This window comes from Gemmatimonadota bacterium, from assembly GCA_009838845.1.
Classification (GTDB): Bacteria; Latescibacterota; UBA2968; order UBA2968; family UBA2968; genus VXRD01.
Window position 1 is genome coordinate 1 of sequence record VXRD01000016.1, and the last position, 17,541, is coordinate 17,541.

Genomic DNA, 17,541 nt, shown 5'->3' on the forward strand with positions numbered 1-17,541 from the left:
GTGGTGGCGGTGGCAGCGATGTTGTCCCACAGGTCGTGCCAAACACCTTCACAAAGGCCAGAAAATCAGGAATGCCAACCGCTCCATTGCCGTCCATATCCATCAGCGCGTTGAACGTCGCATCACCAGACGATGTGCCAAACACCTTCACAAAGAGCAAAAAATCAGGGATATTGACCATCCCATTTTTGTCGAAATCTCCAGGACAAAGGAACCCAAAGGAAAGCTCCGCGCTGGACACATCAAGTGGCTGCGTCCCACTCGCGCCAGCCACAGAAGCCCTTGTGACCATCAGCGTGTCTGCTTCGGTCAGCGCACCTGTCACTTCAAGGTCAACCTGACCCAGATACCCACTACTCGGTACAGAGTGGGGGACTGACGACAGGGACAGACTCAGGTTACCTGAGCTTTCTACGCTCGTGAGCCAGCTACCTGACACATTGCTGCTGATATAGTTGGATAACCTCTTGCCCTGCAAAGCTAGTTCAAACTCGAAAGCCCGGATGTCCTGACCTGCTGCATCGGGCACAAAAAGCTGAAACACAATGGTATCGCCCAACCTTTTTTTTGGCAGGGTCAGCGCGTTGTTGTTCTGTGCAGGACTTTCGATCTCTGTATCCAGGTGAAGCGGCGGAAGGACGGAATTAAACGAGACCACAGCAGATGGGGTAATTTCTACCACATCGAGTGTGATACTCTTAAGGCTAATGGAAAATTCTCGACCCGTCACATCCACATTTGTCATAAAGGAAAAACGGGCACTTACAGGCACAGGTGCTGCAGTAACCGATAACAGGGTAACTGTATCAGCACCTGTTTGTAACCAGCCAGCAGGTGCAGCAAGGGTGACAAGAGACAGGTCAAAGTCAAACGTAATCTGTATGGCGTTTACGGATTGGGTAAGACCCGTTTGAAAAACTTCAACGACAATCTCTGTGCCCTGTCCCAGGACCACACCTTCGGTGCGTCCGTCACCAGGAATATGCTTGAGCGAGAGCTGCTGTGCAGAAGCCTGACCTGCAAACACGAGCAACGTCAGGGTGAACATCAAAAGGTAATTCTTGCGTATCATCTACTAATCCCTCCCTATAGGATAGAAATGCAGCGCTATCGGGCAGGCACAGGGCACTGCCCTTACAATGCATCTGTTGGCAAAATTTGCAGTACTTCAGAGGCAAAAGATACTTCGCCAGTGAAACATACGTTTGTAGCAACTGACAAAAAAAAATCTCCTCCTTTGAAACATACGTTTGTAGCAACTGACAAAAAAAATCTCCTCCTTTGAAACATACGTTTGTAGCAATTTACAAAAAAAAATCTCCTTGCAAAGTCAATTTTTGCACGACCGCGTAACATTCAATTCCTAACTTTCATGCTCGGGCAAATACACCCGGAAAGTCGTTCCCAGTTCGGGGCGGCTCTCGACATCGATATGCCCTCCGTGCTGATAAATGATGCGCTGGGCAATAGACAGCCCCAACCCGGTACCTTCATCTTTTGTCGTATAATAAAACTCGAAAATGCGATCCACCTCTTCTTCTGGAATCCCGCAACCCGTATCTGTAAGCATCAAACACACCTGCCCCGACTCGGTTTGTGTTTGGGCAACCAAATCCCCACCGGCGACCATAGACTGAAAGGCATTCACCACAATATTGAGCACAGCTTGACCGAGTTGATCTTCATCTCCATTAATCGCGGGCAGATCCTCGGAAAGTTCCAGACGCAACACAATGCCGCGCTCACGTGCTTCGGGCGAGACCAGCTCAAAAACGCGGCGAACCACATCGTTGAGAGACACCTGCCGCAAATGAAGTTTGGGCGTACGCGAAAAACGCAAAAAATTATACACAAGGCGGTCGAGCCGTTTCATCTCTGTCTGCGCGATATTGAGCCGCCCCACAAAGCGTTCTTTTAACGCACTTGACAACGTGCTGAGATCTTCCTCCAACAATTGCAATTGAATATCAATCGCCCCCAGAGGATTGCGCACTTCATGGGCAACAGAAGCGGCCAAACGCCCCAACGCCGTCATCTTTTCAACCTGAAAGATCTCCCACTCCATCCGCTTTATCTCAGACACATCGCGCACTGCCAGCACCAGACCGCCCTGCGTATTCAAAAACGAAGTACTCACGCGCAGATGTTGCAACCCACCATCGGCATTGTGGTGTACCAGATCCGTATCTGACACCAGCACCTTGTTTTTCATACCCTCGTTCAAAATCCGCAACAACTCAGGGCGTTGGGCAAATAGCTCCTCTGGCGAAGCGCCACAAACGGCCTGTTTGTCCCACCCCATCAACGCAATCAAATGTGCATTGGCCATCACGGCCCGATGTGTTTTATCAAAAGCCACGATGCCCTCCCCCAGACCCTCCAGAATCGAAGCACTATAATCCGTAGCCATGCGTATTCTCCAAAGACGAATCTACGAATCAACGAATAGACGAACCCCGCCCAACCACCCAAAACCTCTGGATTGCGGCTAAAACCATGCCGCAATGACGGCTTTCATGTATACATTACCTGCTTCGTTGATTCGCACATCAACCTTAATTTGGGGATTTATATCCAAAGCGCAAGCCCAAATATCTTGACACTTATACATTTGGCGTGATATTATTAACGATTATAGGTTAACAACCCTCCTTTTATCTCATGAAAAACACAGAACAAAACCTGCATCACATACTCACCACCCAGCGCGCAAGCCTGCTATCTGAATGGCAAAAGCGCGTCCGCCGCACATCTGCCTTGCAACTGCGCGAAGATTTTGACGGTCACACGCCCGACAATGTGCTCGAAGAGTTCTTTGATCTCATAGTCAAACAGATCACCACCAAACAGGATTATCACTTGCTCCGCCAGCGCATCTTTTCAGGCGAAATCAATGCTTTTACCCCCGATGCGGCTTGTCGATTGCTCATTGCCTTGAAGAAAACCGTTCTGAGACGCCTGAAAAGTTTTACGCACAATGCCGAAGCCATATTTGACGAAATCTTGCTGCGCATATCGGCGTACTACCACGAAATGCGTTATCGAAACCTGGCGCAAAGACAATCTCAAAATCTGCGCCAGCGCAACATCGAAATCGCCCGCCTCCTCGCAGTGGAAAAACAGCGCGCCGCGCACCTGACCACCAACAATCGCATTGCACAAATGGCCCTATCAACCCTCGACCCATCTGAAATTTTCAGACGCATTGTACACGAAGTACAACAGAGTTTCAATTACCAGCACGTCTCACTTTATTTTCTCGAAACGCATGCCAACCAGATGGTCATGAAAGCCAGAGCCGGTGTTTACGAAAAGCACTTCCCCGAGGGATATCGCCAAAATGTGGGCGAAGGCATCGTAGGCCATGTCGTCGCATCTGGCAATCCCATCATGGCCAATGACGTGGCCAATGATCCCAGGCGCATCATTGCTTTTCCCCAGGAAAAAAACACGCGCTCAGAACTCTGCGTGCCAATCAAAACAGCAGACCGCGTATTGGGCGCACTCGATGTGCTCAGTCGAAAAAAAAATGGTTTTAATTGGACCGATGTACAATCGCTAATGGTCTTGACCGATCAACTGGCATGGGTCATCCACAACGCACATCTCTTTCAGGAAACGCGAGAACTCCAGGACGAACTCGTACAATCGGAACGCCTGGCTGTAATCGGCGAAATGTCTGCGCGCATTGCACACGAGATTCGCAATCCACTGGCGACAATTGGCGGCTTTGCGCGCTCTCTTCAGCGCGCCCCAACACCCGACCGCATCGACACGGCATCGCGCATCATATCTTGTGAAGTCACGCGCCTGGAAGAACTACTGACCGACATACTCAACTACACGCGACCGCGCAAGCTCGAACTCGAACCCATCAATCTCCCGGACCTCATCACCGATGTGTATCATCAAGTTGGCGAGGGCCTCGAAAGCCGGGGCATCACCTATCGACAAAACGCACCATCTGACCTGCCCGAAATACCCTTAGATCCCGCACAATTTAAGCAGGTACTCATCAACATCTTCAAAAACGCATTTCAAGCAATGCCCAATGGCGGCAAATTGCACGTTCATATCCGAAAAAAAGAGGATCAGCCACATATCGAAATAGAAATACGAGATACGGGACCGGGGATTCCCACCGAAATTCAGGACGAAATTTTCAAGCCCTATTTCACCACCAAAACCAAGGGTACAGGTCTCGGATTGGTCATCAGCAAACAAATCGTCGAACGCCACGGAGGAACCCTCTCATTCACGAGCCACAGCGGCTCTGGCACCACCCTTTCCATCCATCTCCCCGATCTCTCCTCAAGGAAATCATTATGAAAAACATCCTCATTGCCGACGACGACCAAAATCTGGCACTGCTCTACGAGCAAGAACTCACCGATGAAGGGTATCGCGTCGATGTGGTTCACGACGCGCAAACCGCGATTGAGCGCGTCAAAGACAATCCGCCGGACCTCTTAATACTCGACATTCGAATGCCCGGCATGGACGGCATTGAAGCCCTCAACCACATCCTGGGCATAAACAACCAGTTACCCGTTATTCTCAACACCGCCTATAGCAATCACAAAGACAACTATCTCACCTGGTCGGCCAATGCGTATGTGGTCAAATCATCGGACCTGTCTGAACTCAAAACCGCCATAAGCGATGTACTGACCGGTGAAAGGTCTTGACATGCCCGATGAACTGCAAAATACGCTAACCATGATCCTCGCCGGAGGCCAGGGATCTCGGCTTTATCCCCTCACGCGCAATCAGGCCAAACCCGCCGTGCCCTTCGGCGGCATGTACCGCATCATTGACTTTACCCTCTCCAACTGCCTCAACTCCAACTTGCGCCGGATATATGTTCTCACGCAATACATGTCAACATCTCTCGACCGGCATTTGCAACGCGGTTGGTCCATTTTCAATCCCGAACTCGACGAATTTATCTTTGAAGTCCCGCCCCAATTTCGCCTTGCCGGCAACTGGTATCGCGGCACAGCCGATGCCATCTTTCAAAATATCGACATCCTCGAACGCGAGCGTCCCGACCGCGTCCTCATCCTGGGCGGCGACCACGTGTACAAAATGGATTACAGCAAGATGCTCGCCTTTCACAACAACGCAAATGCCGACCTCACGGTAGCCTGCATTGAAGTACCCATCAAAAATGCCACCGAATTGGGCGTCATGGCAATCGACGATGAATCTCGCATTGTCGGCTTTGAGGAAAAACCCGACCACCCCAAATCCACACCACACAACCCCAATCTCGCCCTGGCCTCAATGGGCATCTACATCTTCAGCACAGAAGTTCTCGTGCGCCAACTCTCCGAAGATGCCAAACGCGACACAGCCCACGACTTTGGGCAAAACATCATCCCATCAATGGTCGATTCAGGGCGCGTCTTTGCGTACAACTTCAAGCACGGCAATCGCAATTCGACCGTGTACTGGCGCGACATCGGCCTTCTCGACGCGTACTGGGAAGCCAACATGGATCTCGTTTCTGAGACCCCCGAATTTGACCTGCACGACCCGAACTGGCCCATCCGCACACACGCACACCCGTATCCACCTTCGCGCCTGCACATTCGACCGCAAAACAGTTCTCTTCTCGTAGTCGCCCAGGGATGTGTGATTGCCAATGCACGGGTCGAGCGCTCAGTCATCTCTGCAGGGGTTCACATAGACTCCGGCGCACAAATTACCGATTCGGTGCTCATGGAAGGCGTCAAAGTCGGTGCCAATGCCCAACTCCACCGCGTCATAGCCGACGAAGGCGTCGTCATTCCGTCCGGTACACAAATCGGGATTAACCGCGAAGACGACCGCCGGCGTTTCACTGTAACAGATGGTGGCGTCATAGCCATTTCCAAAGGACTGCCCATTGAATAAACAAATCTCCATATGCCATACCCTCCCACGCGACCTGCTCAACGCAAAAAAAACATCAGACGCCTGGCCCACCGAACGCCTGTCGTACCTGCGAACCTATCTCGACACCTCCTGGGAAACGATTCATACACAGCACCGGGACGGCGCATCGGGCAACACGATAGTTGCAGCACTCACACAGCGCGTCGATATACTCATCCAGGCACTGTACGCCGAAGCAAAAGAAGAACACGGTGAGCCAACCGATTTTGCCGTAATCGCGCAAGGGGGATATGGCCGGGATGCGCTCAATCCCCACTCGGATATCGACCTGTTATTTCTCTTTCAAAAAAAAGTCCGTGAAGGCGATCCCATAACGCGCGCGATTCTCCACACCCTGTGGGATCTGCGATTTGACGTGGGATACGGCACACGCACCCTTTCCGATTGCATCACTGCAGCACAAGACGACACCGATTCCATGACTGCAATGCTCGAAACACGCCATCTCGTGGGTGATCCCACCCTGAAGACCCAACTGCAAGACGCCCTTGCGCGGCGATTTTTTGGCAGACGCGCGCGCGGTTTTGTGGAAAAAAAATATCAGGAACGCATCCAGCGACACAGCAGATCCAAATTTTCGGTCCAACTCCTCGAACCCAATGTCAAAGAAAGCCCGGGGGGATTGCGAGATATTCACACAGCGGGCTGGTTTTTGATGGCGCGCCGCGGCCTTCGCGCACCCGAAGGCTTGCAAGAAAGCCATCTGCTCACGCGCAGAAATTATCAGATCTATATCAAAGCCTTTGATTTCATGCTGCGCACGCGCAACGAACTGCACTTCCACACGGGCAAACACTTTGACGTGCTCGAGCACGACCTTCAACCTGCTATTGCCAAAAATCTGGGCTACAAAGACCGGGACAATGAACTGGGTGTGGAACACTTTATGCGAGACTACTACACCCATGCGCGTGCAATCAAACACCTCAGCGACCTGATATGTGAACGCCTCAAAGGCCAATCTTCCACCGGTCGGGCTGTGGGATTGCTCACGCGCCGTCAACTCGATGACGGCACCGTGCTACACCACACGCACATTGCCCTGCCCCAAAAGCGACGCCATTTTTTTGACAACACGCCCCATCGCCTCCTCTCCCTTTTCCTCAATTCACAGCGATTCGGCGTTCCCCTCAATGAAGCGGCCAAACAGGGAATAAAAGACCACATCCATCTCATCGACGACAGCTTCAGGTCTTCTGAGCGCGTCAGTCGCATTTTTCTCGACCTCTTCCGCGCACCCATCGGCATTGGCACCACCCTTCGCACCATGCACGAACTCGACGTTTTGGGCACTTACGTACCCGAATTCGGCAGCCTGACCTGTTTGGTACAATACAATCGCTATCACATCTACACAGCAGACGAACACACCCTGGTCGCTGTGGAGCGCCTCGACCATCTCGCGCGATCTCCTTCTTTACCCCACGATTTGCAGCACCTCAGACGCGTGTACAACGAAATCCCCAGAAAAGAGCTTCTCTATCTCGCGCTGATGATGCACGACGTGGGAAAATCTGTCCGCGACAAAGATCACAGCATTGTCGGCGCAGAAATGACACGGGACTTTCTCAAACGCCTTCAATTGCCCGATGACCAGATAGAAACCGTTGTTTTTCTCGTGCGACACCACCTCGCAATGTCTGCCATTGCCCAGCGCCGCGACCTGTCAGATCAGCGCATGATCGCCGAATTTGCCAGCACATTTTCACACCCCGATATTTTGCGCATGCTCTATGTCCTCACTTATGCCGACCTGTCTGCCGTCACACAAACTGCCTGGACTTCCTGGAAAGGTCACCTCTTGCGAGAACTCTACGAAAACACCTTCCACCTCCTCACACAAAGCGCCCAATCCCAACGCGAGCAACCCGAACTACAAGACATTCAAAAAATCCTCGCTGCTCTGGAATCGCGCATCCCATATCAGACCCTTATCGAACACCTCAACAACATGCCCCCGCGCTATCCCGAACAAAATAGCCCGGAAGAAATTGCACAACACCTGCAACTCATCGACGCAATGGGAGCCTCGCTGGTTGCCGTTAGCGTACAACCCGGCGAACTCTTTCTGGAAATCACCATCTGCACGCACGACCAGTCCTTTCGCCTATCTGAAATCTGTGGTGTACTGGCAACCCACGACATCAACATCTTCAGCGCCCATGCTTATACGCGCAACGACGGCACAGTCATCGACATCTTTCAGGTCACTTCCGATATGGATGATGACGCTGCATTACGAGAAAAAATTCAACAAACTCTGACCGATGTCTTTCAAAAAAAAGAGCGCGTATCAGACCTGTTTGCCAGCTACAGTCAAAGGTGGTCCCTGAGGCGGCAGCCCACCGTTCCCATTTCTCCCAAAATCACATACGACAACAATGTTTCTATGCGCTCCACCGTCATCGATATCACTGCACAAGATGCAACGGGCCTCCTGTATCGCATCACGCGCACCTTATCAGACCTTGGCCTCGACATCTACACCGCTCGCATCGGCACACAGGCAGACCGCGCTGTGGATGCCTTTTACGTGCGTAAAAACGGCGATAAAATCACAGATACCGCACTACTCGAACACATTACCCATGAACTGACGCACGCGATTGAAAATCCTTGACAAGCCACATTGTTTGTTTTAGGTTTAGGTCAACTTCAAAATGCATTCCCTCGCACTAATGCTCCGCATCCTGCCCCACAATCTTCCAAAACATTGTTCTCTGTAGGCTTCGCAGTAATCCAATGATTTCGCACAGCGTCCGTTTTGCGCCCCACACTGCATGGTGTCGTCCGGGCATGTATCGCTTCTCCCCTTCCAACCCATCAGGAAACCCCAAAAATGGCAATTACCGAAGAAAAATTGAACATGTTTGAGTTACAGGAATGCAGCATTCCCGAACTCAACAAACACGCACAAGCACTCAATATTCAAGGCTATAGCAGCCTGCGAAGACAAGAGCTTATCTTCGCTATTCTCCAGAGCCAAACCGCCAAAAGTGGGCGTATCTTCGCACAGGGTGTTCTCGACATCCTCGAAGACGGATTTGGCTTCCTCAGATCACCAAAGTACAATTATTTGCCCGGTCCCGACGACATTTATGTGGGCCACTCGCAAATCAAACGCTTCAACCTGCGAACTGGAGACACCATATCGGGACATATTCGTCCACCGAGAGGCGACGAAAAATACTTCGCACTCATTCGCGTTGAAGCCGTCAATTTTGAAGATCCTGAAGTCGCAAAACAAAAAATCCTATTTGACAATCTCACACCACTACACCCGGACGAACGCATCGATCTCGAGTACGACTCCCAGGACATCTCTACTCGCATCATGAATCTCCTCACCCCAATTGGCAAAGGTCAACGCGGCATGATTGTCGCGCCCCCGTTTACGGGCAAAACCATGCTCTTGCAAAAAATTGCCAACGCCATTACCAAAAACCATCCCGAAATCACGCTCATTGTTCTCCTCATTGACGAGCGCCCCGAAGAGGTCACAGACATGCTCCGTTCGGTCGAGGGCGAAGTCGTCAGTTCCACCTTTGACGAACCCCCAACCCGACATGTCCAGGTAGCCGACATGGTCATAGAAAAAGCTAAGCGATTGGTCGAACACCAGCAGGATGTCGTCATCTTGCTCGACAGCATCACCCGCTTAGCCCGAGCCTACAACACCGTTGCCCCCCACAGTGGACGCGTTCTCTCCGGGGGTCTCGACTCGACGGCCATGCAGTGGCCCAAGCGATTTTTTGGCGCAGCGCGCAACATCGAAGAAGGCGGCAGCCTGACCATCCTGGCAACCGCCCTCGTCGAAACCGGAAGCCGTATGGACGAAGTCATCTTCGAAGAATTTAAGGGCACGGGTAACATGGAACTCAAACTGGACCGTCGGCTCTCCAACCGCCGCATCTTTCCCGCCATTGACGTATCCATGTCCAGCACGCGCAAAGAAGAACTTCTGCTCAAAGAAAAAGAACTCAACCGCGTTTGGATCTTGCGAAAACTACTCAACCAGATGCAACCTCTGGAAGCCATGGAATTCTTCACAGAACGCACCAAAGAAAACAAAACCAACGAAGACTTTCTCAATGCCATGAGTGAACCGGTCCACGCCTTCTGAGCCCTGCAACTTGATTATTTTTGGGCATTTTGGTATATTCTTTGGCCCGCGGAAGTCTCGCAACCTGTTTTACTTTTTCAACATACTGAAATTGAACAACTTGAGGATAATCGCATGAAACCCAATCTCCATCCAGAATACCGCGACGTGATCTTTGAAGACGTCAGTGCCAACCCACCATTTCGGGTCAAAACGCGATCGACGCGCACCTCTGAAGAAACCATCGAATGGGAAGACGGCAACACCTATCCACTGATCAAAATGGAAATCAGTTCGGCTACCCATCCCTTCTTCACGGGCAAGATGATGCTCGTTGACACCGCCGGTATGGTCGAGCGCTATCGCCGCCGGTATGGTATTGAAGACGGGGAAGAAGAAAAGGAAGAAGAAAAGGAAGAAGAAAAAACGGACAGTTAGCAACGCGATCCACATGGAAAAGGGTGAAACGGCCGCATGCCGCGACTGTTTCGCCCTTTTTGTGTGATAAAAACCGAAAGAACCACCATGTTTGAACAACTCAAAACCATTGAAACCCGCTATTTCAAACTCGGCGAAGAAATGGCCAGGCCCGAAGTCGCCTCAAACCCCAACCGCCTTCGCAAACTCGGCAAAGAATACCGCGACCTCGAAGAAATCGTCACAACTTATCGCGACTACAACAACGTGCGCGAAGAACTGGGCGATATAAATGACATCATCAGTTCCTCAGATGATGCCGAACTCGTCGATATGGCTCAAATGGAAAAAGAGGACCTCGATCAACGGGAATCGGATCTGTCCAACACGCTCAAAATGCTCTTAATCCCCAAAGACCCCAACGACGACAAAGACACCGTCGTCGAAATACGCGCAGGCGCGGGAGGAGAAGAAGCCGCCCTCTTTGCCGCCGATCTCTACCGCATGTATTCGCGCTATGCAGAACACACCGGTGGACGCTGTGAAATCCTCAGCTCAAACCCCACGGGAATTGGTGGATACAAAGAGATCATCTTCTTAGTCGTTGGGAACGGCATCTACGGCAGGTTAAAATACGAAAGCGGCGTACACCGGGTCCAGCGCATACCCGAAACCGAATCCAGCGGTCGCATCCACACCTCGACAGCTACCGTAGCCGTTCTTCCCGATGCAGAAGAAGTCGATATAGACATCGACCTCAACGACCTCAAAATAGATGTCTTTCGCTCATCAGGTCCCGGAGGCCAAAGCGTCAACACCACCGACTCGGCAGTGCGCATCACCCACCTGCCATCGGGACTCGTCGTTACGTGTCAGGACGAAAAATCCCAACACAAAAACAGAGCCAAAGCACTCAAAGTCTTGCGCTCGCGCCTGCTGGATCAGGCCATCCGCGAACAACAGGCCAAAACCGCCGCAGACCGCCGCTCCCAAATTGGCAGCGGCGACCGAAGCGCGAAAATTCGCACCTACAATTTCCCACAGGGACGCGTAACCGACCACCGTATCAAACTCACTCTGCACAGACTCGAAGACATTCTGGACGGCAACATCGCAGAACTCATCGAAGCCCTTCACCTCTCTGACCAAACGGAAAAACTCAAACAACAGGAATAGACGAATAGACGAACCCGCCCCGCCACCCAAAACCTCTGGATTGCGGCTAAAACCATGCCGCAATGACGGCTTTCATGTATACATTACCTGCTTCATTAGATTCGTTGATGAACTGCTGACGCAGTTGTACCCCGTTCCGTTGATTCGTTGATTCGCACCCACATGCCGACCTTCATTCCCCACCTTCTGACTTGGGCCAGAGACATCCTCATCAAAGCGGGTGTACCCAGTCCACAGGCAGATGCCGAATGGACACTCGCCCATGTGCTTGAATGCGCGCGTTCAGAACTGCTTATGCGGGCGCACCAACCACTCACACCTGCACAAAGCGCGACCTTTCGCACCCTGATTCACCGCCGCGCCGGTCGCATTCCCCTGCAACACCTTTTGGGCAACACCGAATTTTACGGCCTCCCATTTCACACCGCGCCCGATGCTCTGATCCCCCGGCCAGAAACAGAGACCCTTGTCGAAGTAGTCCTCAAACAATTAAACACCTGCACAAATCCCCGCATCCTCGATATTGGCACGGGATCGGGAATCATCGCCATCACCCTGGGCAAAGCACTCCCCAAATCGCGTGTAATCGCCACAGACATATCTCGCAAAGCACTTCACCTCGCCAGACAAAACGCCCATCTCAACCGCGTGTCCGACCGCATTTCCTTTCTCCAAACCGACCTCCTCACACCCTTTGCAAAACCAGAGAGCATCCACGCCATCCTCTCCAACCCCCCCTATATTCCCAGCAATGCAATCGACGCCCTGCAACCCGAAGTCCGCGACTTTGATCCTCGCCTCGCCCTGGACGGAGGCAGAGACGGCCTCGACTTCTATCGCAAAATCATACCCACAAGCGTCCCCTTGCTCGCGCGGGGCGGGCTATTGGGTTTGGAAATCGGCCACGACCAGGCTCGCGCCGTCACCCAACTGCTCAGCCGTCAAATTGGCCTCACCCACATCACGACCCACACTGACCTGAGTGGATATCCCCGCGCGGTACTCGCACGAGCAACCGCCAATTGCTAATCATTGACTTTTACGACCTTTTTTGTTAATTTCTCACGCCTTAATATTCGTTTGTCTCACCCCTTTATAAATGCGCCATGTTAGACCAAATTTTCGCGCCTATCCAATATCAGATCGCACGCTTTGAAACCCGTCTCGAAGAAATTATGACAGCCTCTGATGTCGGAGGCATACAAGAGATGGCCTATCACGTTGTCAAAAACAGGGGCAGGCGTTTTCGACCTGCCCTTGCATTCTTAACAGCGCAGGCCGTGGGCGAGTGTTCAGACGCGGTAATCGATGCTGCTGTAGGCGTTGAAATTATACAAACGGCATCGCTCATTCACGATGACGTAATCGACAACGCAGAAACGCGCCGGGGAGCCGACGTCCTGCATCTGCAATGGGGCAACCGCGCAGCCATTTTGATGGGCGATTTTCTCTTTGCCAAATCAATGCAAGTGCTCGTTGGCCTCAACTCTCTACCGGTCATGAACGCCACGACCCACGCGATTCAGCGCGTCGTTGAAGGAGAAATCCTCGAAGGCGAAATATCTTCTGCAGGTGAAGCCTCGCTCTATTTCCGCATGATCAACCAAAAAACGGCATCTCTGCTCGCGCTGGCTTGCGAATTGGGTGCTATTTTGGGAAAAGGATCGCCCAACCAGATCGCTCGCATGGCGTCTTTCGGCAGCGAAATAGGCGTCGCCTTCCAGATTACCGACGACGTCCTCGACCTGATGGGCAGTGCAAATAACATGGGCAAGCCTACGGGAAATGACCTTCGAGAAAAAAAATTGACCTTGCCCTTAATTCGGGCACTGTCAAATTGCAAAAATGGCGAAGCTGCCCACATTCGCAACAAAGTACTCAATGGTGTAGAAAGCGACAGCGACTGGCGAGAAGTCATTCGCTTTGTCCAGCGCTATCGGGGCGTAGAAGCCGCGCGAGAAGAAGCGCGTTCTTATGCCCAATCCGCTCTCAAAAACCTGAACGCACTACACACCTCCCGCGCGCGCGACGCGCTCATATTGGCGGTTCAACACGTGGTTGAACGCGACCGATAAATCACACTATAAACGGAGTAACTTCCTGCGATGACCCGAGAATACTGGCGTTTGTTAATCATAGGTGCGACCATAGCGCTCGCACTCTTTTATCTCTATCCCACCTACCAATTTTACTACACAACTCAGGAAAATTTAGACGAGCGAGAGCGCGTAAAGCAGCAAGCCATCAACCTCGGATTAGACTTACAAGGGGGCATCCACCTCGTTCTCGAAGTGGATCAAACCAATCTCTCAGACGATGAAAAAACAGACGTGGTCGCGCGCGCCCTCGAAATTATCCGCAATCGCATCGACCAATTTGGCGTCTCTGAACCCATCATTCACCGCGAAGGCGATTGGCGCATCGTGGTCGAATTGCCGGGTGTGCAAGACATCGAACGCGCCAAGGGCCTGATCGGCAAAACCGCGCGTCTCGAATTCAAAATCCTCAAATCCGACGCCGACCGCGTTGGCATAATCGAAAAAATTGACCGACACCTTGCCGCCCAAGCACCTGTTGACAGCGCGCAAGCCGCAGACCCGCTCCTCGGACAAATAGACGAAGACACCCCATCCCTCGCGCGCTATGTGCGCGCTTATGGGCCAGACCTCGTGGTCATGGAAGACAACATCCTGACCGTGCGGGAACTTCTGAACCGCCCGGACATACAAAGGCTCCTGCCACCCGACGCACAATTCCTGTGGAACTCCAAAGACGAAGAAATGGGCGATGGGCAACGCTATCGCGCGCTCTATTATCTCAAAAGGCGCGTAGAAATGACGGGCGAAATCCTCTCCGATGCCTCTGTCACAACCGGGCAATCCTTTGAAAACGCCGGTCAACCCATCGTCAACTTTACCACCACCAGCCAGGGCGTGCGCCTCTTTGGACGGGTCACAGGCGCCAATGTGGGCGAACGCATGGCCATCATCCTCGACGATCAGGTCTATTCCGCACCCACAATCCGCTCCAAAATCAGCCAGGGCTCGGGCATAATCGAAGGCACGGGCACGGTTGATGAAGCCAAAGACCTCGCAATAGTCCTGCGCGCGGGTGCGCTACCCGCCGATGTCAACATCGTCGAAGACCGCACCGTGGGACCATCGCTTGGGCGCGACTCCATAGAACAGGGCAGAAATGCAGCCCTCATTGGCCTGGCCATCGTCATCGTCTTCATGGTCATCTACTACGGTTTTTCGGGCCTCGTCGCCGACCTCGCCCTCGTGCTCAACCTCGTCTTTGTCATGGCCATACTCGCGGCATTTCAAGGCACGCTCACCCTGCCCGGCATAGCGGGTATTATCTTAACCATAGGTATGGCAGTGGATGCCAACGTGCTGATCCTCGAACGCATCCGCGAGGAATTGCGCGCGGAAAAAACCCTGCGGGTAGCCATTGAAAATGGTTATGCGCGCGCCGTTCAGACCATCGTAGATGCCAACGTAACCACCATCATCACCGCCATCGTGCTCTACCAATACGGCACCGGTCCCATCAAGGGATTTGCACTCACCCTGATGATCGGTATCATCTCCTCGATGTTCACCGCCATCTTTGTCACGCGCACCATTTACGACACCATTGTCTCGCGCCAGGTCAATCCCCGCCTCAGCATCGGCAGACTGCGCGTATTTGGCGACACCAGCATCAACTTTCTCGGTGTTCGACGGGGCGCGTTCATCCTATCGGCTGTTCTCATCCTGTTCGGCCTGGGTTCCACCATCACCAAAGGTGGTTATAACCTGGGCATCGACTTTGCCGGGGGCACATTGCTCGAATTGCACTTTGATCCCCCGGCCTCTATCGGCGACATCCGCCAGTCTCTGGGCGACGTCCGCGTTGAGGATCGAAGCATGGACCTGCGCAACAGCGAAATCAAAGAATTCGGCACAGTCAATGACATCCTCATCCGCGTGGAAGAAGAAGCCGAAGGCACAACCATTGCAGATGCCATAAAAACCAGACTCAAATCCGATTTTGCCGGCAATATTCAAGATGAGACCGAGTGGTTGCGGCGGCAGGAAGCCGTCGGACCCAAAATTGGCGAAGAACTCAAGACCAATGCCGTATATGCCATCCTCGTCGCAATGATACTCATTATCATCTACGTGTGGTGGCGCTTCAGACAGATCGAATTTGGGATTGCAGCCGTCATCGCCCTTTTCCACGACGTCATGATCACCCTCGGGATCTTTTCAGTTCTAAATTGGGAGATCTCCCTGGCCATTGTGGCGGCCTTGCTCACCATTGTGGGGTACTCCCTCAACGATACAATCGTGGTCTATGACCGCATCCGCGAAGACATCAAATTGTATCGCCGCGACACCTTTAGCAGCGTAATCAACCGCGCCATCAACGAGTGTCTCAACCGCACGGTACTCACCTCGGGCACCACCATGCTCGTCGTCCTCTCTCTCATCTTCCTGGGCGGAGAAGTAATCCGCGACTTTGCATTCGCCCTGCTCATCGGCGTCATCGTGGGAACCTACTCCTCGGCATTTGTCGCATCGCCCATCGTGGTCGAATGGCACAACCGCCGGGAGGCAAAAGCGAGACAGGGACGGAGTGCGGCGTAGATTGAACTAAATAAAATAAAAAAGCACCTGATCAGATGAACGATCGGGTGCTTTTTTTTCTCATATCGATAAGGAAGCCAATTAACCATTGACTCGCAAACTATACTTTTTATTTTACAAACGTATGTATATACCGAAGTAATCATTAGTTTGTCTGGTACCGATTGCTTGCTTTGCAGATCGGGAATTATTCATGCGTAAAACGGTCTCAATCCTTGCACTTTTATCCATCGCGTTTTTGATTCACCCGTTGGTTTTGTCCTCACATGCCAGCGTCGTATTACAATCAAACCCCAGTCCCGACTTTGATAGGAGTGGGGTTGTCGATTTTGCCGACTTTTTGCTCTTTGTCGAGGCGTTCGGGGCAAAGGAAGGTCAAGAGCAGTATGAGTCACAATACGATCTGGATGGCAATGGTGAGATTGGTCTTCCCGATTTTCTGATCTTTGCGGATAACTTTGGCAAAGTAGTGACCCCGTCACCGACCGACTTGAACATTGCAATGCCCTCTCCTGAGATTCGCGAGGCTTTTGAGCTATCGCCGTTTTATCAGCAGTGGATTGATGTGGAGGGATTGCCTGTCGTAGCGTCATCAAAAGTGAATCCATACGCTGTAAAGGAAGCAGCGTGGCTGATCTGGCAGATGATTGGACATCGTCCAGATGTATTACAGGCTATGGCGCAAAACAAGGTGCGATTTTCTGTGATGGCCTATAATGAGCTGACGACTCAGATTCCCGAACATAGCGATTTACGACCTGGATTCTACTGGGACCGACGAACACGCGGTTTGGGAGCTACGCCATCGCGTCCATCGGTGAGCTGTGGCGAGGAAAATCTGCTTCAGTATCCAGGAGATCACTACGCGACAGAAAACATTCTGATCCATGAACTCAGCCATGCCGTGCATCAGATGGGCTTAAATGTGGTGGACTCGACTTTTGATTCCCGCCTTGAGCGCATATTTGACGCGGCGATGCAGAAAGGATTATGGCGAGGCACCTATGCTTCTTTAAACAAGAATGAGTATTGGGCCGAAGGCGTACAATCCTATTTTGATGCGAATCGGGAAAACGACAATGAACACAACTATGTCAACACAAGGATTGAGTTAAAAGAATATGACCCTGAATTGGCAACAATGATCGTCGAAGTCTTTGGCGATAGCGACTGGCGATACACGCCACCTGCAACGCGCACCAATCTGCCACATCTTCAGGGGTTCAACCCTCAGCATTCTCCAACATTTGAATGGCCTCCCGAGTTGGCGGA

General features: G+C 52.1%; 12 protein-coding genes. 10 read left to right on the top strand and 2 right to left on the bottom strand.

What is annotated here, in order from left to right; translation table 11 throughout:
* Nucleotides 1-1,072 (bottom strand): hypothetical protein (locus F4Y39_02350; protein MYC12549.1); only part of this gene is annotated, 1,072 nt, incomplete at its 3' end.
* Between the two features lie 291 nt (nucleotides 1,073-1,363).
* The gene (locus tag F4Y39_02355; protein ID MYC12550.1) at nucleotides 1,364-2,410 is read right to left on the bottom strand and encodes a PAS domain S-box protein; all 1,047 of its coding nucleotides are present in this window, start codon (nucleotides 2,408-2,410) and stop codon (nucleotides 1,364-1,366) included.
* Between the two features lie 251 nt (nucleotides 2,411-2,661).
* On the opposite strand from F4Y39_02355, the gene F4Y39_02360 reads away from it, so the two are divergent.
* From F4Y39_02360 to secD, 10 genes are all read left to right on the top strand, one after another.
* Nucleotides 2,662-4,329, top strand: coding sequence for a GAF domain-containing protein (locus F4Y39_02360; protein MYC12551.1), 1,668 nt, complete (start codon nucleotides 2,662-2,664; stop codon nucleotides 4,327-4,329).
* On the top strand, nucleotides 4,326-4,688 hold the full coding sequence (locus F4Y39_02365) for a response regulator (protein ID MYC12552.1): 363 nt from the start codon (nucleotides 4,326-4,328) through the stop codon (nucleotides 4,686-4,688). Before F4Y39_02360 ends, F4Y39_02365 begins: the two co-directional genes overlap by 4 nt.
* A gap of 1 nt (nucleotide 4,689) precedes the next feature.
* Entirely contained in the window at nucleotides 4,690-5,898 is a 1,209-nt protein-coding gene (gene glgC, locus F4Y39_02370; GenBank protein MYC12553.1) for a glucose-1-phosphate adenylyltransferase, read from the top strand.
* The gene (glnD, locus tag F4Y39_02375; GenBank protein MYC12554.1) at nucleotides 5,891-8,560 is read left to right on the top strand and encodes a [protein-PII] uridylyltransferase; all 2,670 of its coding nucleotides are present in this window, start codon (nucleotides 5,891-5,893) and stop codon (nucleotides 8,558-8,560) included. Before glgC ends, glnD begins: the two co-directional genes overlap by 8 nt.
* A 240-nt stretch (nucleotides 8,561-8,800) precedes the next feature.
* Nucleotides 8,801-10,063 carry a transcription termination factor Rho gene (locus F4Y39_02380; GenBank protein ID MYC12555.1) on the top strand — a complete coding sequence of 421 codons (1,263 nt, stop codon included), beginning with the start codon at nucleotides 8,801-8,803 and terminating at the stop codon, nucleotides 10,061-10,063.
* A 114-nt stretch (nucleotides 10,064-10,177) separates the two neighbouring features.
* On the top strand, nucleotides 10,178-10,480 hold the full coding sequence (locus F4Y39_02385; protein MYC12556.1) for a type B 50S ribosomal protein L31: 303 nt from the start codon (nucleotides 10,178-10,180) through the stop codon (nucleotides 10,478-10,480).
* A gap of 87 nt (nucleotides 10,481-10,567) precedes the next feature.
* A complete protein-coding gene (gene prfA / locus F4Y39_02390; GenBank protein ID MYC12557.1) occupies nucleotides 10,568-11,635 on the top strand; it encodes a peptide chain release factor 1 in 1,068 nt (355 codons plus the stop codon).
* A gap of 162 nt (nucleotides 11,636-11,797) precedes the next feature.
* Nucleotides 11,798-12,664, top strand: a complete 867-nt coding sequence (prmC, locus tag F4Y39_02395) for a peptide chain release factor N(5)-glutamine methyltransferase (GenBank protein MYC12558.1) — start codon at nucleotides 11,798-11,800, stop codon at nucleotides 12,662-12,664.
* Between the two features lie 77 nt (nucleotides 12,665-12,741).
* Nucleotides 12,742-13,710: a polyprenyl synthetase family protein gene (locus F4Y39_02400; GenBank protein ID MYC12559.1), complete on the top strand. Its 969-nt coding sequence runs from the start codon at nucleotides 12,742-12,744 to the stop codon at nucleotides 13,708-13,710.
* 30 nt (nucleotides 13,711-13,740) lie between these two features.
* Nucleotides 13,741-16,269: a protein translocase subunit SecD gene (secD, locus tag F4Y39_02405; protein ID MYC12560.1), complete on the top strand. Its 2,529-nt coding sequence runs from the start codon at nucleotides 13,741-13,743 to the stop codon at nucleotides 16,267-16,269.
* Nucleotides 16,270-17,541 lie beyond the last annotated feature (1,272 nt).